A 17,606-nucleotide genomic window follows, 5' to 3' on the forward strand; every position below is an offset into this window, starting at 1 on the left:
GGCGTGGCGTGGCGACCTTAGGCGGCGACAGCCGGGCGTCGAACCAGCGACGCAGGGCCCGGCCTCTGCCCAGACAGCTGCCCATAAAACAACCGGCTGCAGATCCGCAACCGGGGGATGAAAAGTGGTGGCGGGGAGGAGATTTGAACTCCTGACCTTCGGGTTATGAGCCCGACGAGCTACCAGACTGCTCTACCCCGCGTCGCCTCAGACACACTACAAGCCGGGGGTGCCTTCCGGCAATGGGCGGGGCCCTGGGCGCCGGCTTCAGCGCGCCATGGCGTCAAAGCGCAGCTCGCCGCTCACCTCCAGCCGCAGGCCAAGGCCTGGCGCGAGGAACTGATCCTCGAGCTCTTCGAGGGTGAGCGCCGTGAGCCAGTCGAGCTGCCGCAGCAGGTGCAGCGTCACCGCGTGCTTGGCACGGCTGGCGCCGTCCTCCACCTTGATCGCCACTCCCAGCCCCTCGCCCATGCGGGCCAGGCACTGGATCCCTTCGGCGCCCCCCTTGCTCAGCACCAGGCCATGACCCCGCCGCATCAGCTCAGTGTCGAAGCGTCCCTCGCCAGCCACAAGCTCAGGGTGGGCCAGCATGGCCCGACTCAGCCGCTCAAGATCGGGCTGCTCCGAACCGCCCAGGTGGGCGAACAGCAGCGCCATCTGGGCCAGCTGGATCTGCACGGTGGGAGCGCCGCAGTCGTCGCGCGCCGTGAGCAGCTCCGCTCCGGGCAGGCCCAGCAGTTCCCCCACCCCCTTGAACACCTGCTGCTGCAGCGGGTGGTCGGGCTGGAGGTAGGTGTCCAGTGCCCAGTTCATGCGGCGGCAGGTGGCAAGAAACGCGGCGTGCTTGCCCGAACAGTTGTGCTGCAGCGGGCTGGCGTCGGGCTGCGGCGGCGGGCACTGCAGCCGTTCGGCTTCCAGATCGGCGCTCCAGAGGATCTTGAACGCTTCGCGGGCATGGGCCGGCGTGCCGGCATGGGATGCACAGGCGATCGCCAGGCTGCGGCTGTCGGCACCGGCCAGGTCGGCGGCACCGCTGCTCACATAGGCCTGGGCCTGGAAGGGCTTCAGCGCCGAGCGCATGAAGCTGAGCTGCTGGGGATCACCGGCGCGCATCAACACCCGCCCGCGCTTGTCGCAGACAACGGCGTGAACGCGGTGCACCGACTCGGTGATACCGGCGCGCAGCAGCCGCACCTCCAGGGGGGGCACGCCGGGCCGCTGGGAGGAGCCGAAACTGGAGGACAGGGACATCGCAGAGGGTTCGGCGCCCCGGAAACGACCGGGGCCAGGATTCAAAGAGCCTGGCAGAGCCCGGCTCCACCCAGCAGCAGTGCAGCGGCCAGGAGCAGGCCCTGGCGGAGACGCTCCAGCACCGGACGCACTTCATGGCGGGCCACCAGCAGGTCCTGCTGGCGCCAGGAGAGGGGCTTCTCCCACACCTGGCCGTCGTACCAGCCGGATTCCTCGTATTCCACCCGCTCGGAGGTGAGGCGCCGGCTCACATAGCTCCAGCCCAGCCACTGGCGGATCAGCAGCAGCAGCGAGGGCAGCACTGCCGCCACCGCCGCCGCCAGCACCAACCGCAACGGCGCGTGGCGCAGGGGCCAGCTGCCGTAGGCGATCAGCAGACACAGCGGCAGTGCAAGCAGCCAGCTGATCGCCAGGGGCTTGAGCAACTGCCGTGAGCTCTGCACCGGCCAGGCGAAGAACCAGGAGGCGAGCAGCTGGCGGTATTCCTCCAGGGGCTGCTGTTCGACGGGCACCGGACAGGTCGAGAGGGGGGAGACCTGAGCCATGGAAGACGCCGGACGGTCAGAGGGAAACAGACTCCTCTGAGCCTAGGAAAGGCACCTGCTCGCCGTGTCCCCAGAAGGCTTCCAGGTCGTAGTAGCGCCGTTCGCTGGGGGTGAGCACATGCACGATCAGCTCGCCGTAATCGAGCAGCACCCAGCGCCCTTCGTTCTGGCCCTCCTTGCGCAGCGGCAGCCGGCCCGCATCAGTGAGCAGGCGGTCTTCGACCGAACGGGCGATGGCCCGCACCTGCACATCGGAGAGGCCCGAGCAGATCACGAACCAATCGGCCAGGGAGGACACCTCATCGACCCGGATCAGACGGATGTCCACGGCCTTGCGGTCGTCGCAGGCCTCGGCGGCAAGCCTGGTGAGGCGATCACTATCCATAGACGTTCTCGCTGGTGACGGACTGGCGGCTGCCTTGTTGCTGGGCCATCTCGGCACGAGCGGTGGCCGCACTCTTGCGCAGGGCCTCCAGGCGGTCTTCGTAGAAGGCGCGTTTCTTCTTCTTGCGGGTCTGCTCGACCAGTTCCTTCAAGGCGCCACCCAAACTCTTGTAGGCATTGGGCAGGGTGTAGCCGAAGCGGGTGGCCAGGGCAATGGCCCGCTCATCGGCGGCGATCGCATCCTGCAAACGTTTCTCTGAGTTGTTCTTGAGGTAGAGCCGGTAGCCGGCGAAGCCCGACAACCCCAGCGCCATCATCAGCAGCAGGCCGTCCTGCACCCACAGCTCGCCGATGGCGCCGCCAAGGCCGATGGCCAAGGCCGCCATCTCCCAGCCGTCGCGGGGCACCGCATCGTTTTGGATGCGGCCCACCTCATGCCAGAAGAGCAGGTTGCGGTGGTCGAGGGCCAGCTGATCCCAGGCTTCGAGATCCACCTGGATCTCCACCTCATCACGGCCGATCTCCTCGATCGTGACCAGGGGCGGGTCGGCGGAGGCGGCGGCTTCCACGAACACCCAGCTCTGCATCTCCGGAGGAAGCAGCCCCTTGAGGCGCTGGAGTTCGCTCATCGAACCGGCAATGGATAGGAAACCGCCACGTTAGCGAGGACACACGCCCCGGAGGCCAGCCGGCGGGCAGTGGGCGTGAGAGGCTGAGGCCGTTTGGCTTCGAACACCGCCCATGCCCCGCCGCACGGATCTGCGCCGCATCCTGCTGCTGGGCTCCGGACCGATCGTGATCGGCCAGGCCTGCGAATTCGATTACTCAGGCACCCAGGCCTGCAAGGCCCTACGGGCCGAGGGTTTCGAGGTGGTGCTGATCAATTCGAATCCGGCCTCGATCATGACCGATCCGGAAATGGCGGATCGCACCTATATCGAGCCGCTCACCCCTGAAGTGGTGGCGCGGGTGATCGCCATCGAGCGCCCGGATGCCCTGCTGCCCACCATGGGCGGTCAGACCGCCCTCAACCTGGCGGTGGCCCTGGCGGAAGACGGCACGCTCGAGCGCTACGGCGTCGAGCTGATCGGCGCCAACCTGGCCTCGATCAAGAAAGCGGAAGACCGCCTCCTGTTCAAACAGGCGATGGAACGGATCGGCGTGGCGGTGTGTCCATCCGGCATCGCCAGTTCGCTCGCCGAGGCCGAAAGGGTGGGAGAGGAGGTGGGCGGGTATCCGCGCATCATCCGGCCCGCCTTCACCCTCGGCGGCTCCGGCGGCGGCATCGCCTACAACCCCGAGGAGTTCCGGGCCTTCTGCAAGAGCGGTCTGGAGGCCAGTCCCGTCTCCCAGATCCTGATCGAGCAGTCGCTGATTGGCTGGAAGGAGTTCGAGCTGGAGGTCATGCGCGACCTGGCCGACAACGTGGTGATCATCTGCAGCATCGAGAACCTCGATCCGATGGGGGTGCACACGGGCGACTCGATCACCGTGGCCCCTGCCCAAACCCTCACCGACCGCGAGTACCAGCGCCTGCGCGACCAGTCGATCGCGATCATCCGCGAGATCGGCGTGGAAACCGGCGGCAGCAACATCCAGTTCGCGATCAACCCCGCCAATGGCGACGTGGTGGTGATCGAGATGAACCCGCGCGTGAGCCGCAGCTCGGCCCTCGCCTCCAAGGCCACCGGCTTTCCGATCGCCAAGATCGCCGCCCGGCTGGCGGTGGGCTACACCCTCGACGAAATCCTCAACGACATCACCGGAGCGACGCCGGCCTGCTTCGAGCCCACGATCGACTACGTGGTCACCAAGATTCCCCGCTTCGCCTTCGAGAAGTTCCGCGGCAGCCCGGCGGTGCTCACCACCTCGATGAAATCGGTGGGCGAGGCCATGGCGATCGGCCGCTGCTTCGAGGAATCGTTCCAGAAGGCCCTGCGCTCGCTGGAAACCGGCCACGCCGGCTGGGGCGGCGACCGACCCGATGCCGAGGTGGAGCCCAGCGACCTGGAACGCCAGCTGCGTACCCCCGCGCCTGAGCGGATCTTTGCGGTGCGTGCCGCCATGGTGGCCGGCCGCAGCGACACCGACATCCACGCGCTCAGTGCGATCGACCCCTGGTTCCTGGCCAAGCTGCGCGGCATCTTCAACGCCGAGCAGGCCCTGCTGCAGGGGCGTGCGCTCAACGACCTGACCAGCGACACATTGCTGGCGCTCAAACAGCTGGGCTTCTCCGATCGCCAGATCGCCTGGGCCACCGGCAGCGACGAACTCAGCGTGCGCCGCCATCGCCAGGCCCTGGGGATCAATGCCGTGTTCAAGACCGTGGACACCTGCGCGGCGGAATTCGCCTCCACCACGCCGTACCACTACGCCACCTACGAGCGGCCGCTGGAGCAGTTGAACGCGGACGGCAGCCTGGCGCCACTGCCGCCGCAGGACGAGGTGCAACCCGAAAGTCGCCGCAAGGTGATGATCCTGGGCGGTGGGCCGAACCGCATCGGGCAGGGCATCGAGTTCGACTACTGCTGCTGCCACGCCTCCTTCGCTCTGCAGGACGAAGGCCTGGCCACGGTGATGGTCAACAGCAACCCGGAAACGGTCTCCACCGACTACGACACCTCCGACCGCCTCTACTTCGAGCCGCTCACGCTCGAAGACGTGCTGAACGTGATCGAGGCCGAGAAGCCCGCCGGGGTGATCGTGCAGTTCGGCGGCCAGACGCCCCTGAAGCTGGCGCTGCCACTGCTGCGCTGGCTGTCCACGCCGGAGGGCATGGCCACCGGCACCCGCCTCTGGGGCACGTCACCGGAATCGATCGACAGCGCCGAAGACCGCGAGCAGTTCGAGGCGATCCTGCGGCGGCTCGACATCCGCCAGCCGCGCAACGGCCTGGCCCGCAGCGAGACGGAGGCCCGTGCCGTCGCCGCCCGGGTGGGCTATCCCGTGGTGGTGCGGCCCAGCTACGTGCTCGGCGGCCGGGCGATGGAGGTGGTGTTCGACGAAGAAGAACTCAACCGCTACATGGTGGAGGCGGTGCAGGTGGAGCCCGACCATCCAGTGCTGATCGACCAGTACCTGGAAGACGCGATCGAGGTGGATGTTGATGCCCTGGCCGATCGCGAGGGCCGGGTGGTGATCGGCGGGCTGATGGAGCACATCGAGCCGGCCGGCATCCACTCCGGTGATTCGGCCTGCTGCCTGCCGGCGGTGTCGCTCTCGCCCGCCGCGCTGGCCACGATCCGCCAGTGGACCGAAGCGCTGGCCCTGGCTCTTGATGTGTGCGGCCTGATCAACCTGCAGTTCGCCGTGCAGCGGGAGCAGGTGTTCATCATCGAAGCCAACCCGCGTGCCTCCCGCACGGTGCCGTTCGTGGCCAAGGCCACCGGCGTGCCCCTGGCCAAGATCGCCAGCCGCCTGATGGCGGGGCGCACGCTGGCGGAGCTGGGCCTCACCGCCGAACCTCAGCCGCCGCTGCAGAACGTCAAGGAGGCGGTGCTGCCCTTCAAGCGCTTCCCCGGTGCGGACACCCTGCTGGGACCGGAGATGCGCTCCACGGGAGAGGTCATGGGCAGCGGCGCCGATTTCGGCATGGCCTACGCCAAGGCGGAACTGGCCGCCGGCGAAGCATTGCCCACCGCAGGCATGGTGTTCCTCTCCACCCACGACCGCGACAAGGCGGCGCTGGTGCCGGTGGCCCGCAACCTGGCCGCGCTGGGCTTCCGGCTGATCGCCACCACCGGCACAGCCTCGCTGCTGCGCGCCCACGGCCTCGAGGTGGAGGCCATCCTCAAGGTGCATGAAGGCCGCCCGAACGTGGAGGACGCCATCCGCTCGGACCGCATCCAGCTGATCATCAACACCCCGATCGGCCGGCAGGCCGCCCACGACGACAAGTACCTGCGCCGCGCCGCCCTCGACTACGCGGTGCCCACGGTCACCACCCTGGCGGGAGCGCGCGCGGCGGTGGAGGCGATCACCACCCTGCAGAGCCAGGAGCTCACCGTGGCCGCCCTGCAGGACATCCACACCCCGGCCGGCCGCTGATCGCTACGGTGAAGGGCCCCTGCCCGAAACCATTGACCACCACCGCTCCCCCCAGCTCCGTCGTGGCTCCCGGCACCGACATCACCGACCTGTTCCGCGCCGCCTACGAGAACCGCTACACCTGGGAACCCGGCTTCGCCGGTTACCAGGGCCGCTGCGTGTGGGAGCAGGGCGACCGTCGGGTGGAAGGCCGCTTCGTGGTGGGCGCTGACCTCAAGGCCAGCGTGGAGGGGATCGACGACGCCGAAATCAACAAGGCCGTGGCCTCCCAGCTCTGGGAGGTGTGCATCCACCGGGTGCGCCGCACCTTCGAGCAAACCCACAGCGCCAACACCTTCACCGCCGGCGACACCGATGCGGTGGGCCTGGAGGTGATCGTGGGTGGCAAGGGCAGCGGCGACCGCTACCGCATCAAGGACAACGTGGTGACGATGGTGCACCGCCACATCCACGGCACGGTGGTGACGATCTTCACGCTGGAAACCACCGACACGGGCGCCGGCTACCTGAGCCGCCGCTACAGCAGCGCCTACAGCGACCCTGCCACCGGCGTCGCCCGTGGTGGCACCAGCCACTTCACCGACACCTTCGTGCCCCTGGCCGGCACCGGCCCCTGGGTGCTGAGCGAGCGCGTGATCGCCAGCGACGCAGGGAGCGGCGCCTCAGCAGCAGAGGATGAGGCGGGCGAGCAACGCTTCCGCTTTGAAGACCTGCAGCCGGTCTGATACCAGCCGTTCTGATCGCAGCCGCAAACCCCGGCCCGTCTGCAGCCACGGGCCGGGGGGCGACGCTCGGGATTAGGGACTCCAGGTACTGGAGCCCACTGCGCTCAAAAGGGCTCCGGCAGGGGCGGGACGGTTTTGAGGCGCTCGTTGAGCTGATGGGCCATCGACTGGCGCCCCACCGCCAGCACCTTCAGGGTGTCTTCGTGCAGGCGGAGCTGGTTGTCGGCCACCTGCATGCCGCGCACCAGTTCCTTGAGGTCGTCGGGCAGCGTGTTCAGGTCGTAGCGCTTGCCCTCGAAGGTGAGCACGGGTGGGTTGGAAGCGGCGTCTGTCAAAGCCAGCACAAAGGGGATCGCTCATTTTAGGCCGGCTGGCGCCGCCGTTTGAAGAAGAACATCAGCAGGGGCCCCACCTGCGAGGCTTCCACCATCTCCCACCCTTCCGCGCCCAGCAAATTGAGGAAGAACTGCAGCTGCCCAGCCGGATGGCGCGGCGGCGGCGGGGCGCCGTAGAACTCCGGAAACTCGCTGGCGATGAATTCGGGGCTCAAGGCACCTCGCAGCCGCTCACTGGCGGCTTCCGCGCTGGGGGGTTCGGGAGGGGTGCCACTCTCCAGGTTGATGTGGATGACCCGGTATTCCCACAGAGGCAGATCGGTCATGGCCGGCGGTGCGAAGGGGGAGCGAGCGGCGTGGGGAGAAGAGCCGGGTGGGAGCCAGACCAGCAGAAAGCGGGAAGGGAGGCCAGCCAAGCGGCAGGCCGGGCTTGAGCCCGGCGATCCGGGACCTGCTCAGTCCGCCACGCGAATCAGCTGACGCTGGCACAGCTCGCGGTAACGCCCGCCCCGGGCCATCAACTGATCATGGCTGCCCGACTCGACGATGCTGCCGGACTCGAGCACCAGGATCTGATCGGCCTCCTGCACTGTTGCCAGGCGGTGGGCGATCACCAGCACGGTGCGGCCGGCCATCGCCTGGCGCAGGCCCTGCTGCACCGCCTCCTCGGCCTCCGCATCCAGGGCACTGGTGGCTTCATCGAGAAGCAACACCGCCGGATCGCCAAGCACCGCCCGGGCGATGGCCAGGCGCTGCAGCTGACCACCGGAGAAATTGCTGCCCCGCTCCTCGATACGGGCGTCGTAGCCGCCCGGCAGAGCTTCGATGAAACCGGCCGCGTTGGCCAGTGCGGCAGCCTGATGCACCTGTGCATCGGAGGCGACACGTCCGAAGCGGATCGCCTCGGCCACCGTGCCGGAGAACACACTGCTCTGCTGGGGCACCAGGGCCACGGCGCGGCGCAGGTCGCCGGAGCGCAGCCGGGCCAGATCCTGGCCGTCCAGCAGCACCCTGCCCCGCTGGGCGGTGTTGAAGCGCAGCAGTAATGAAAAGAGCGTGCTCTTGCCCGCGCCGGACGGTCCCACCAGCGCCACCAGCTGCCCGGGCTCAGCACAAAGCTCAAGGCCCTGGAGCACAGGGCGCTCGGGGTCGTAGCCGAACCAGACGCCCTCCAGACGCACCTCCCCACGCACGGGGCCCAGGGGCAGGGCGCCTGCATCGTCGGGAGGTTCAATCGGCTCCTGCTCGATCGCCCGCAGCCGCTTGAGCGAGGCCTGGCCCTGCTGGAGTTCGTTGTAGTTGGTCGTGAGGTGGGAGATCGGATCGATCAGCATCAGCAGGGCTGCCACATAGCTGCTGAAACCCTGGCTGGTGAGGCCGCCCGCCTGAATCCGCGAAGCGCCGATCAGCAGCACCGAAAGGATCCCAGCCGCTTCGATGAAGCCCACCACCGGATGCTGGAGCGCCAGCAGTCGCATGGTGCGGTAGCGGGCGCGGCGGTGCAGGTCGATCTCCTGCTCAAAGCGCTGCTGCAACCAGGTCTCGGCGGCGAAGGCGCGCACCAGCGGCAGGCCTCCGATCGCTTCTCCCAGCAGGCCGGCCAGTTCGCTCACCTGCTTCTGACTGCGTTCGGCCGCCCCCATCACCTTGGCTCCGAAGGCGCTCACGAGCACGGCCACCAGCGGCGCCAGCAACAGGGTGGCGAGCGACAACTTCCAATCGAGGAAGACCATGTAGCCGAACACCACGATCAGCTGCAGCAGGCTGGGGGTGGTGTCCTGAATCGTCTTGTAGATCACCTCCGCCACCCGATCGGCGTCTTCGGTGAGGCGGTAGGTGAGATCGCCGGCGGAGAGCTTCTCCAGGGAGGCGAATTCCAGGCGCTGCAGGCGCGCGAACAGCTGGCTGCGCAGCGCCTGGCCTACCTGCAGGGCCGGGGAGGCCAGCAGGGTGTCCTGGCCGAACTGGGCCAGCTTCTGCACCAGAAACACCACCAGGGCCAGGCCGATCGCCCGCAGCACCGCCGGGAAATCACCGGCGCCGATAGAGGGGATCAGCTGACCGGCCAGCCAGGCGAGCAGGGGCCAGCAGGCCACGAAGATCACCATGCAGACCCCGCCGGCGATCAGATTGCGGCGATGGGGCCCGAGCAGCGGCAGCAGCCCGCGAAAACCGGCCGGTGGGGGTGCGAGCATCGGCGAACCTTATCAGCGCCCTTTCGGCGCCTCCCTGGGTGCGGCTTGACCAGTTCCTCAAATGGCAGGGCGTGATGGCCACAGGTGGCGAGGCCAAGCTGCGGGTGCAGAACGGTGAGGTGCGCGTGAACGGCGCTATCGAGCTGCGCCGCGGCCGCCAGCTGGTGGCGGGCGACCGGGTGGAGTGGCAGGGCATTGCGTTGGAGGTACCCCCCTCGGCCTAGGTTGTTGGGCACCTCAGCGAGAGAAGGCGGTGCGCAAGGCGGTGATTGCAGGCAACTGGAAAATGCACATGACCTGCGCAGAGGCGCGGGCCTACGCCGGAAGCTTCGTGCCATTGATGGCCGATCTTCCTGAGGATCGGGTGGTGGTGCTGGCGCCGCCCTTCACCGCCATCGCCGCGCTGAGCGAAGCCCTGGCAGGGAGCGACATCAAGCTCTCCAGCCAGAACGTCCATTGGGACAACGGTGGCGCCTACACAGGCTCCATCTCGGCAGACATGCTCAAGGAGCACGGGGTGTCGTACGCGATCGTGGGCCACAGCGAGCCCCGCAAGTACCACTCCGAGAGCGATGAGCAGATCAATCGCCGCGCCCTCAGCGCCCAGGCGGCCGACCTGATCCCGATCGTGTGTGTGGGTGAAACCGACAGCCAGCGCAGCGCTCGCGAGACCGAGCGGGTGATCCGCCGCCAGGTGGAGCAGAGCCTGGAGGATCTTGATCCCAGCCGAATGGTCGTGGCCTATGAGCCGATCTGGGCAATCGGCACCGGCAAGACCTGCGACGCCGCTGAGGCCAACCGTATTTGTGGCCTGATCCGCAGCTGGGTTGGTTATCCGGATGTGGTGATTCAGTACGGCGGCTCGGTGAAAGCCGACAACATCGACCAACTGATGGCTCAGAGCGACATTGACGGTGTGCTGGTGGGGGGCGCTTCGCTCGACCCGATCAGCTTTGCCCGCATCGCCCAGTACCGCGTGCCGGTCACCATCTGAGCCCTGGCCTGGAGCATCGGATCGGGCCGATCCGGATGGATGCGCCGCACTCGGCCAGATCGAGTTGCGGCGACAGTTGCCGGCGGAACAGCCATGGGAGTGCAAGCCATCGCGGCCCAGGCCTCGGATGTTCAAGCCATGGCTCAGCAAGCCACGGCTGGTTATGGGAATCCGCTCGCCATCCTGCAGGCTTGAATTCCGGGAGCGGCAACGCGCAATCTGGCGCTGATCAGCTGGACATCAGAATCAGGTGCTGGGAGCGGGGGAGCCGCTGTTGCCCAACGAGCCGTTGTTTGGCAGGTCGCCGTATTCACGTTTCAGCAGCACGTAGAGGTAATCGGGCGACTTATAGCGGGAGGGGTAGCAGTGAAAGATGGTTTCGAGGCGATCCCAGCAGACGGTTCGTTGGATCTTGACGAGGGATTTTCCCTCTCTTACTAGGATGCGGAGGGCCTTGCAATAGAGATGATAATTCGCTTCGAGTTCGCCAACGGTGAGATTGGCCGCGCGCGCTTCGGTCATGTGGTGAACTCCTGGGGATTCACGCCAACTGGCGTGGATGAGAAAAAAGACTTACCGCCTGCCATCCGTAGCGTTGTGGCTGGATGGCCTCTCCACTAACCGCTCTCAACCACGTGGCCATCCCTCATGAAAAACTCAGGCGGGGAACACTCCTTGCGGAGGCCATACCACAAGGGCCGTAGGGGCATTGTCCTCAGCGGCATTGTGCTCCGCAGGCCACTGTGTTCATTCAACCCTGCCATGGGCCCGGGGCATGTTTGTGGCGGACATGGAGGGAAAGAAACGCCAACATCAATGCAATGGCTGAAGCGAACGTTCTGCTCCCTGCACGACCCTACGGCGACCCACGCACCACTGCGGTCGCCAGGGAGGCCCGACATCAAGCTTCATGCTCTACATCACGACATATGAAGCAGGCCAGCAGAAATACTCATGCAAACCCACGACCCACAACGGTGGAACCCACAACCCACAGACATGGAGCTCACGACTCCGGCAGCAACCGCGCAGGCTCGCTACACAGAATTCACATGGAAACAGCGGCCTTTCCTACAACCAGTGGCATGAATGACAACGCGATGAGCACTCTTTCCTTCCCCTTGCATCCGGATGAATGGCGGCGCATCCGTGAGGCTCTCCGCTACCAGGCCCGCGACCTGCACCATCGCTCCTACGCGGTGGATGCCGTGCGTCGGGAGTTGCTGTGGGAGGAGATGGATCGCTGCCTGCAGCTCGCCGATCGGATCGAGGTCTTGCTGGCGGAGCCGGAACCATGAGCCCGCCTGAGCCGCCGCAGGGTGCCCTTGCCTGGGACCATCGCTACCGGGAGGGAACCGATGCCTGGGAGCTGGGTCAGCCGGCGCCACCGCTGCAGGCGTTTCTTCAGCACCACGCGCTGGCTCCAGAAGCTCCGGGGAGGGTGCTGGTGCCGGGCTGTGGGCGCGGCCACGAGGCGGCCCTGCTCGCTGCCTCCGGCTTTGCCGCGGTTGGCCTCGATTTCAGCGCAGCGGCGCTGGCAGAGGCCGAGCGGCTGCACGGCAGCAGCCCCGCGCTGCAATGGCTGCAGGCCGACCTGTTCGATCCTCCGGCGCTTGCCGCTGCAGGGCTCACGGCCGGCAGCCTTGAAGGGGTGCTGGAGCACACCTGCTTCTGCGCCATTGATCCTTCACAGCGGAGCGCCTACCTCACCACGGTGCGGGAGTTGCTGGCTCCCGGCGGCTGGCTGCTGGGTCTGTTCTGGTGTCACCCGCGCCCGGGCGGGCCGCCCTACGGCGCCGAGGCCGGCGCCCTGGCTCGGCAGGTTGAGCAGGCAGGCTTCACCAAGGCCTGCTGGGAAGCGGCTGTGGGCTCCGCCAGTGGCCGCAACGGGCAACCACGCGATCATGAGTGGCTGGGCTTGTGGCGGCGGTGAACACGGCAATGGCAACGTCCTCGGCTCCGGCCCTGGCCTGGGGAACGCGCACCTATGTGATGGGGGTGCTCAACCTCACCCCCGATTCCTTCAGCGACGGAGGGCGCTATCCCACGCCGGAGGCGGCGCTGCGCCAGGCCCAGCGCATGGTGGCGGCGGGCGCCGATCTGCTCGACCTGGGCGGTCAGAGCACACGCCCCGGCGCCGCCGAGATCAGCGCCAGCGAAGAAATGGCCCGGGTGCTGCCGGTGCTCGCGCTGATCCGTGCCGCCTTTCCGGACGGCAGAGGGCCGTTGCTGTCGGTCGACACCTTTCGCGCTGCGGTGGCCGAGGCGGCCCTGGCCGCCGGTGCCCACTGGATCAACGACGTCAGCGGTGGGCGGCGCGAGCCGGAGCTGTTACAGGTGGTGGCGGCGGCCGGCTGCCCCTACGTGCTGATGCACAGCCGCGGCGACAGCCGCACCATGGACCAGCTCGCCACCTACAAGGCTGTGACGGCAGAGGTGGGCGAAGAGCTGCTGCGGGCCACGGAGCGGGCCGTGGCCGCCGGAGTGAACACCGCGCAGGTGATCTGGGATCCGGGCCTGGGCTTCGCCAAGACCACCGAACACAACCTCACCCTGGTGCGTGAGTTGAGCCAGTTGCGTGCCGCAGGCTTCCCCCTGCTGGTGGGCCCTTCACGCAAACGCTTCATCGGCGCTGTCCTGGAGGAGCCACGGCCGCGGGCACGCCTGTGGGGAACAGCGGCGGTGAGCGCCTTGGCCATCAGCCAGGGAGCCGATGTGCTGCGTGTGCATGATGTGGGCCCGATCGCCCAGACGGCCCGCATGGTGGACGCCGTCATGAGGTCGCAGGGACTCAGTCTTGAGGGGTGAGGAAGCGGCCGGAGAGGCGCACAGCCAACACCACCGCCGCGATCCCGTACGAGGTGAACGTGATCGCCTGAGCAACCGTGCCGGCGTCATACGCGCCGCGCTCCAGCAGCACGAAATCGGCCAGGGAAGACGCCGTGCCCCAGAGCAGCACCCAGACGCTCACGTACGCCACACCTTTGAGGGCTGGAGACATAAAAGAGGACCGCGATGGGTTGACCTTAAGCGGTGGTGACCCCTTCAATGCGATCTTCGATTTCCTGGTAGATCTCCTGCAGTTGGGCGATGTTTTCATCGCTGGTCTCCCAGTAGCCGCGGCCGTTGACTTCCAGCAGCGTGCCCACGATGCGGCGGAAGCTGTGGGGGTTGAGCTCCATCAGCCGCTTGCGCATCTCCTCATCGTTGATGAAGGTGTCATTGGCCTCCTCGTACACGAAGTTGTCGACAGCGCCGCTGGTGGCACTCCAGCCCAGGGTGAAGTTGAGCCGCTTGGCCACCTCACGCACACCCTCGTAGCCGGAGTTGAGCATGCCCTCATACCACTTGGGGTTGAGCAGCTTGGTGCGTGAATCGAGGCGGATGGTTTCGCTCAGGGAGCGCACCTGGGCGTTGGCGGTGGTGGTATCGGCGATGTAGCTGGTGGGGGCCTTGCCGTCGTCGCGCAGGCCGGCGATCAGCTTGGTGGGGTCGGAGTCGAAGTAGTGGCTCACGTCGGTGAGCGAGATCTCCGCCGAATCCAGGTTCTGGAAGGTTACGTCGGCGGTTTTCATCGCCGACTCGAACACCTCCCGGTTCTGGTTCATCTCTCCGGGGTTGTCGGCATTGAAGGCGAAGGTTTTGCGCGAGAGGTACATCTCCTGCAGCTCGCCCTCCTCCTCCCAGGTGCTGTTCTCCACCGCCAGGTTCACGTTGGAGCTGTAGCTGCCGCTGGCATTGGAAAACACCCGGGTGGCCGCCTCGCGCAGGCTGATGCCCTGGGCCGCAGCCTGCTCCTGGCTGTGCTTGCGCACAAAGTTCATCTCCATGGGCTCATCGGCCTCGGCGGCCATCTTCACGCCCTGATCGATCAGCCCCATCTGATTGATGAAGAGATCGCGAAACACCCCGGAGCAGTTCACCACCACATCGATGCGGGGGCGCCCCAGCTCCTCCAGCGAGATCAGCTCCAGCTTGTTCACGCGGCCGAGGGAATCGGGCACGGGGCGCACACCGATGAACCAGAGGATCTGCGCCAGCGATTCGCCGTAGGTCTTGATGTTGTCGGTGCCCCAGAGCACGCAGGCGATCGTCTCCGGCCAGGTTCCCTGTTCGGCTCGCTGGCGTTCGATCAGCCGGTCGACCACCACCTTGGCTGCCGCGATCGCGGCGCGGGTGGGAATCGCCTGGGGATCAAGGGCGTGGATGTTCTTGCCACTGGGCAGCACGCCGGGATTGCGGATCGGATCACCGCCGGGGCCTGGGATCACATATTCGCCATCAAGAGCCCGCAGCAGGCTCTCCATTTCCATGTCGGCGCAGATCTGCTCGAGGCAGAAGCGCAGATAGCCGAACAGGTTGTCGAGCTCGGCGGCATCCACCCCGGGAAAACCCGCCGCCCGGCAGGCGCTCAGCCAGGGGCTGGGCAGCCGCACTCCGAAACGCTCCAGCAGATCGAAGAACCAGCCGAAGTTGCCGCGCAGGTTGACGCGGCCATCGCTGCCGGTGACGGAACGCACCATCGAGGCCACCGCCTTGCGGCACGCCTCGGTGATCGTCTGGTTGAGCTCCACATCCGCCAGCACACCGGCGTCATTGCCTTTGTAGACATCGCTGATCGTGCGGCCGAGGCTTTCGGCCAGCAGGGCCGGCAGGCTGCGGTAGCCCTCCTCTTCCCGCTCAAGGGCGGCGATGTTCACCAGGGTGGCGATCGCCTCCTCGGCGGTGGGGGGCTTGCCGATCGTGTGCAGGCCACAGGGCAGCAGCCGGCTCTCGATCTCCATCAACTGGCGGTACACCGCCCCCACCACGGCGTCACGGCCATCGAGATCGAGCGCGCTGGCTTCCCCCTCCGGCAGGGTCACGTCCTTGTCGAGGTTGCACTGACGCGCCGTTTCCACGATCGCGTTGACGATCTGCACACCCCTGGAGCTCTCACGCAGCTGCTGGTAGGAACCCACCAGCTCGCCCAGCTCCTTGAGCCCCTTGTAGAGGCCGGCGTTTTCAGCTGGAGGGGTGAGGTAGCTGATCGTGGCGGCGTAGCCGCGCCGCTTGGCGATCGTGGCCTCCGAAGGGTTGTTGGCCGCGTAGTAGTAGAGGTTGGGCAGGGCACCGATCAACGAATCGGGGTAGCAGGTTTCGCTCATGCCCATCTGCTTGCCGGGCATGAACTCCAGCGAGCCGTGGGTGCCGAAGTGCAGCACCGCATCGGCGCCCCACACCTTCTCCAGGTAGGTGTAGTAGGCGGCAAAACCGTGATGGGGGCTGGCGCTGCGGGAATAGAGCAGCCGCATCGGATCGCCCTCGTAGCCGAAGGTGGGCTGCACCCCCACGAACACGTTGCCGAAGTGGCGGCCGTAGATCAGCAGGTTGGTGCCATCGGAGTTGAGGTTGCCGGGCGGCTTGCCCCAGTTCTCCTCGAGCCGCTCGGAATAGGGAGTGAGGCGCTCGTACTCCTCCACGCTCATGCGGTGGGCGATCGCCAGCTCCGGAGCACCCTGCAGCGCTTCGGGGTCGTTGATCACCGCTTCCATCAGCGCCTTGGCATCCCGCGGCAGGTTCTGCACGTCGTAGCCCTTGCGCTTCATCTCCTCCAGCACGCGGTGAATCGAGCCGAACACGTCGAGGTAGGCGGCGGTGCCCACATTTCCCTTGTCGGGCGGGAAGCTGAACACCGTGATCGCCAGCTTCTTGTCGATGCGCGGCTTGGTGCGCAGCGAAGCCCAGCGGATCACCCGTTCGGCGATCGCCTCCACCCGGTCCTGCAGGGTGTGGGCCTTGCCAGTGGCGTCGTCGCGGCCGCTGAGCACGATCGGCTCGATCGCGCCATCCAGTTCAGGGATGGCGATCTGCAGGGCCACCTGGACCGGGTGCAGGCCCAGGTCACTTTCTTCCCACTCCTGGGTGGTCTGGAACACCAGGGGCAGGGCCACCATGTAGGGCCGGTTGAGCTTGGAGAGCGCCTCAATGGCGCGGGGATGGTCCTGGCGGGCGGGGCCGCCGATCAGGGCGAAGCCGGTGAGGCTCACCACCCCATCCACGATCGGCTGCTCGGGATTGAGCGGGTCGTAGAAGAAGGCCTTCACCGGTTTGGAGAAGTCGAGACCACCGCAGAACACCGGGATCACGGTGGCGCCGCGGTATTCGAGCTCCTGAATCACCGCCACGTAGTGGGCGTCGTCGCCGGTGACGATATGGCTGCGCTGCAGCACCAGGCCGATCACCGGGCCACTGCGGGCCTTGTCGCTCAGATCCAGCCGGCTGGCCTGCCAGTTGAGGTATTCCTTGAGGTCTTCGAACATCCCCGGCGCCATCGGGTGCCAGATGCCGAGGTCGGGGAACACCACCGGTTCGGCCACCTCGAGCAGCGGCCGGTCGCTCTCACCGCGGGGAAAGGCGTACTTGTCGGCCAGCATCAACAGGAAGTTGCGCAGGTTGTCCGGCGTGCCGCCCAGCCAGTACTGAAAACTCAGCATGAAGGAGCGGGCATCCTGCGCCTTCTCCACCGGCAGGTACTTGAGCACCGTCGGCAGGGTGTTGAGCAGCTTCAACATCGCGTCCTGGAAGCCGGCCCCATTGGCCTCCTTCCGCTTCTTCATGAAGCTGGCGATGGCGCTCTTGCTCTGGCCCAGCTGCGCCATCGAGAAGGTGCCCAGCTTGTTGAGGCGCATCACCTCGGGCATCGAGGGGAACACCACCACGGCTTTGAGCCGGTCGCGGTGGGGGGCCACGGCCTCCACCACCTTCTGGGCCAGGTCCTCGATGAAGATCAGCGAGGCGATGAACACGTCGGCTGCCGCCACATCGGCGCAGAAGGCGGCGTAGTTCTCCGGATCACGCAGCTCCTCGATCAGGTAGCCGCACAGCTCCACCGCCAGGGCCGGGTTGTGCTCGTTGAGGCTGGTGGCGGCCGTGGTGAGGGCGTTCTGGTACTGGGGCTCGAGCACCACGTACACCGCCTTCATCACCGGGCGGCCGTCCGAGCCAGCAGGAGCGGCGCATCCGGCCGGGCTGACCCGACGGCTGGCGGAGCGGACCTGCGTGAACATGGGCGTGCAGATTGAGCAATGTGAAGGAGCCTACGGAAAGCGGCGGCGGCAGGTGGGGTTTCCGGCCAAGGCGTAACAGGC

Annotated in this window: 17 protein-coding genes and 1 tRNA gene; 7 read left to right on the forward strand and 11 right to left on the reverse strand. The window is 66.9% G+C overall.

Annotated features, from left to right (window positions below; translation table 11 throughout):
* Positions 1-125: 125 nt before the first annotated feature.
* From KBY86_RS05920 to KBY86_RS05940, 5 genes are all read right to left on the reverse strand, one after another.
* Positions 126-202 (reverse strand) — tRNA-Met (locus KBY86_RS05920).
* 65 nt (positions 203-267) lie between these two features.
* Entirely contained in the window at positions 268-1,251 is a 984-nt protein-coding gene (locus KBY86_RS05925) for an asparaginase (protein ID WP_094510384.1), read from the reverse strand.
* A gap of 41 nt (positions 1,252-1,292) precedes the next feature.
* Entirely contained in the window at positions 1,293-1,796 is a 504-nt protein-coding gene (locus KBY86_RS05930; protein WP_094510383.1) for a CGLD27 family protein, read from the reverse strand.
* A gap of 16 nt (positions 1,797-1,812) precedes the next feature.
* Positions 1,813-2,181, reverse strand: a complete 369-nt coding sequence (gene rsfS / locus KBY86_RS05935; RefSeq protein WP_094510382.1) for a ribosome silencing factor — start codon at positions 2,179-2,181, stop codon at positions 1,813-1,815.
* On the reverse strand, positions 2,174-2,809 hold the full coding sequence (locus KBY86_RS05940) for a DUF3318 domain-containing protein (RefSeq protein ID WP_094510381.1): 636 nt from the start codon (positions 2,807-2,809) through the stop codon (positions 2,174-2,176). Before KBY86_RS05940 ends, rsfS begins: the two co-directional genes overlap by 8 nt.
* Before the next feature lie 112 nt (positions 2,810-2,921).
* On the opposite strand from KBY86_RS05940, the gene carB reads away from it, so the two are divergent.
* Positions 2,922-6,227: a carbamoyl-phosphate synthase large subunit gene (carB, locus tag KBY86_RS05945; protein ID WP_255140574.1), complete on the forward strand. Its 3,306-nt coding sequence runs from the start codon at positions 2,922-2,924 to the stop codon at positions 6,225-6,227.
* A gap of 32 nt (positions 6,228-6,259) precedes the next feature.
* Positions 6,260-6,952 carry a DUF3386 domain-containing protein gene (locus KBY86_RS05950; RefSeq protein ID WP_255140575.1) on the forward strand — a complete coding sequence of 231 codons (693 nt, stop codon included), beginning with the start codon at positions 6,260-6,262 and terminating at the stop codon, positions 6,950-6,952.
* A gap of 104 nt (positions 6,953-7,056) precedes the next feature.
* Here the strand turns inward: KBY86_RS05950 and KBY86_RS05955 are convergent, their stop codons facing one another.
* From KBY86_RS05955 to KBY86_RS05965, 3 genes are all read right to left on the reverse strand, one after another.
* On the reverse strand, positions 7,057-7,287 hold the full coding sequence (locus KBY86_RS05955; protein ID WP_094510378.1) for a DUF6447 family protein: 231 nt from the start codon (positions 7,285-7,287) through the stop codon (positions 7,057-7,059).
* A gap of 26 nt (positions 7,288-7,313) precedes the next feature.
* On the reverse strand, positions 7,314-7,613 hold the full coding sequence (locus KBY86_RS05960; RefSeq protein WP_094510377.1) for a hypothetical protein: 300 nt from the start codon (positions 7,611-7,613) through the stop codon (positions 7,314-7,316).
* 129 nt (positions 7,614-7,742) lie between these two features.
* Complete coding sequence (locus KBY86_RS05965) at positions 7,743-9,482, reverse strand: ABC transporter ATP-binding protein (protein ID WP_255140576.1); 1,740 nt, start codon at positions 9,480-9,482, stop codon at positions 7,743-7,745.
* Between the two features lie 38 nt (positions 9,483-9,520).
* Between KBY86_RS05965 and KBY86_RS05970 the strand changes: the two genes are divergently transcribed.
* Both KBY86_RS05970 and tpiA read left to right on the forward strand, forming a co-directional pair.
* Complete coding sequence (locus KBY86_RS05970) at positions 9,521-9,706, forward strand: RNA-binding S4 domain-containing protein (RefSeq protein WP_094510375.1); 186 nt, start codon at positions 9,521-9,523, stop codon at positions 9,704-9,706.
* 29 nt (positions 9,707-9,735) lie between these two features.
* Complete coding sequence (gene tpiA, locus KBY86_RS05975) at positions 9,736-10,476, forward strand: triose-phosphate isomerase (protein ID WP_094510374.1); 741 nt, start codon at positions 9,736-9,738, stop codon at positions 10,474-10,476.
* 246 nt (positions 10,477-10,722) lie between these two features.
* On the opposite strand, the gene KBY86_RS05980 is transcribed toward tpiA, so the two are convergent.
* Positions 10,723-10,998: a DUF3136 domain-containing protein gene (locus KBY86_RS05980; RefSeq protein ID WP_255140577.1), complete on the reverse strand. Its 276-nt coding sequence runs from the start codon at positions 10,996-10,998 to the stop codon at positions 10,723-10,725.
* A gap of 578 nt (positions 10,999-11,576) precedes the next feature.
* Between KBY86_RS05980 and KBY86_RS05985 the strand changes: the two genes are divergently transcribed.
* From KBY86_RS05985 to folP, 3 genes are read left to right on the forward strand one after another with little or no spacing between them, the layout of a single operon-like run.
* Positions 11,577-11,774, forward strand: a complete 198-nt coding sequence (locus KBY86_RS05985; RefSeq protein WP_144036871.1) for a hypothetical protein — start codon at positions 11,577-11,579, stop codon at positions 11,772-11,774.
* Complete coding sequence (locus tag KBY86_RS05990; RefSeq protein WP_255140578.1) at positions 11,771-12,409, forward strand: methyltransferase domain-containing protein; 639 nt, start codon at positions 11,771-11,773, stop codon at positions 12,407-12,409. The genes KBY86_RS05985 and KBY86_RS05990 overlap by 4 nt, the downstream gene beginning before the upstream one ends.
* Before the next feature lie 8 nt (positions 12,410-12,417).
* The gene (folP, locus tag KBY86_RS05995) at positions 12,418-13,284 is read left to right on the forward strand and encodes a dihydropteroate synthase (RefSeq protein ID WP_255140618.1); all 867 of its coding nucleotides are present in this window, start codon (positions 12,418-12,420) and stop codon (positions 13,282-13,284) included.
* On the opposite strand, the gene KBY86_RS06000 is transcribed toward folP, so the two are convergent.
* Together KBY86_RS06000 and KBY86_RS06005 are read right to left on the reverse strand one after the other, a co-directional pair.
* Positions 13,268-13,477, reverse strand: a complete 210-nt coding sequence (locus tag KBY86_RS06000) for a hypothetical protein (protein ID WP_255099728.1) — start codon at positions 13,475-13,477, stop codon at positions 13,268-13,270. The genes folP and KBY86_RS06000 overlap by 17 nt on opposite strands.
* Before the next feature lie 25 nt (positions 13,478-13,502).
* Positions 13,503-17,525, reverse strand: coding sequence for a magnesium chelatase subunit H (locus tag KBY86_RS06005; protein WP_255140579.1), 4,023 nt, complete (start codon positions 17,523-17,525; stop codon positions 13,503-13,505).
* Positions 17,526-17,606 lie beyond the last annotated feature (81 nt).

Source organism: Synechococcus sp. Lug-A (assembly GCF_024345655.1).
In the GTDB taxonomy this organism is placed as follows: Bacteria; Cyanobacteriota; Cyanobacteriia; order PCC-6307; family Cyanobiaceae; genus MW101C3.

What these genes read in the sequence shown, in the direction of transcription:
- KBY86_RS05925 (WP_094510384.1), bottom strand. Translation starts at nt 1,251, where the DNA reads ATGTCCCTGTCCTCCAGTTTCGGCTCCTCCCAGCGGCCCGGCGTGCCC.
- folP (WP_255140618.1), top strand. Translation starts at nt 12,418, where the DNA reads ATGGCAACGTCCTCGGCTCCGGCCCTGGCCTGGGGAACGCGCACCTAT.
- KBY86_RS05990 (WP_255140578.1), top strand. Translation starts at nt 11,771, where the DNA reads ATGAGCCCGCCTGAGCCGCCGCAGGGTGCCCTTGCCTGGGACCATCGC.
- KBY86_RS05965 (WP_255140576.1), bottom strand. Translation starts at nt 9,482, where the DNA reads ATGCTCGCACCCCCACCGGCCGGTTTTCGCGGGCTGCTGCCGCTGCTC.
- KBY86_RS06000 (WP_255099728.1), bottom strand. Translation starts at nt 13,477, where the DNA reads ATGTCTCCAGCCCTCAAAGGTGTGGCGTACGTGAGCGTCTGGGTGCTG.
- KBY86_RS05940 (WP_094510381.1), bottom strand. Translation starts at nt 2,809, where the DNA reads ATGAGCGAACTCCAGCGCCTCAAGGGGCTGCTTCCTCCGGAGATGCAG.
- rsfS (WP_094510382.1), bottom strand. Translation starts at nt 2,181, where the DNA reads ATGGATAGTGATCGCCTCACCAGGCTTGCCGCCGAGGCCTGCGACGAC.
- KBY86_RS05985 (WP_144036871.1), top strand. Translation starts at nt 11,577, where the DNA reads ATGAGCACTCTTTCCTTCCCCTTGCATCCGGATGAATGGCGGCGCATC.
- carB (WP_255140574.1), top strand. Translation starts at nt 2,922, where the DNA reads ATGCCCCGCCGCACGGATCTGCGCCGCATCCTGCTGCTGGGCTCCGGA.
- KBY86_RS06005 (WP_255140579.1), bottom strand. Translation starts at nt 17,525, where the DNA reads ATGTTCACGCAGGTCCGCTCCGCCAGCCGTCGGGTCAGCCCGGCCGGA.
- KBY86_RS05930 (WP_094510383.1), bottom strand. Translation starts at nt 1,796, where the DNA reads ATGGCTCAGGTCTCCCCCCTCTCGACCTGTCCGGTGCCCGTCGAACAG.
- KBY86_RS05960 (WP_094510377.1), bottom strand. Translation starts at nt 7,613, where the DNA reads ATGACCGATCTGCCTCTGTGGGAATACCGGGTCATCCACATCAACCTG.
- KBY86_RS05980 (WP_255140577.1), bottom strand. Translation starts at nt 10,998, where the DNA reads ATGACCGAAGCGCGCGCGGCCAATCTCACCGTTGGCGAACTCGAAGCG.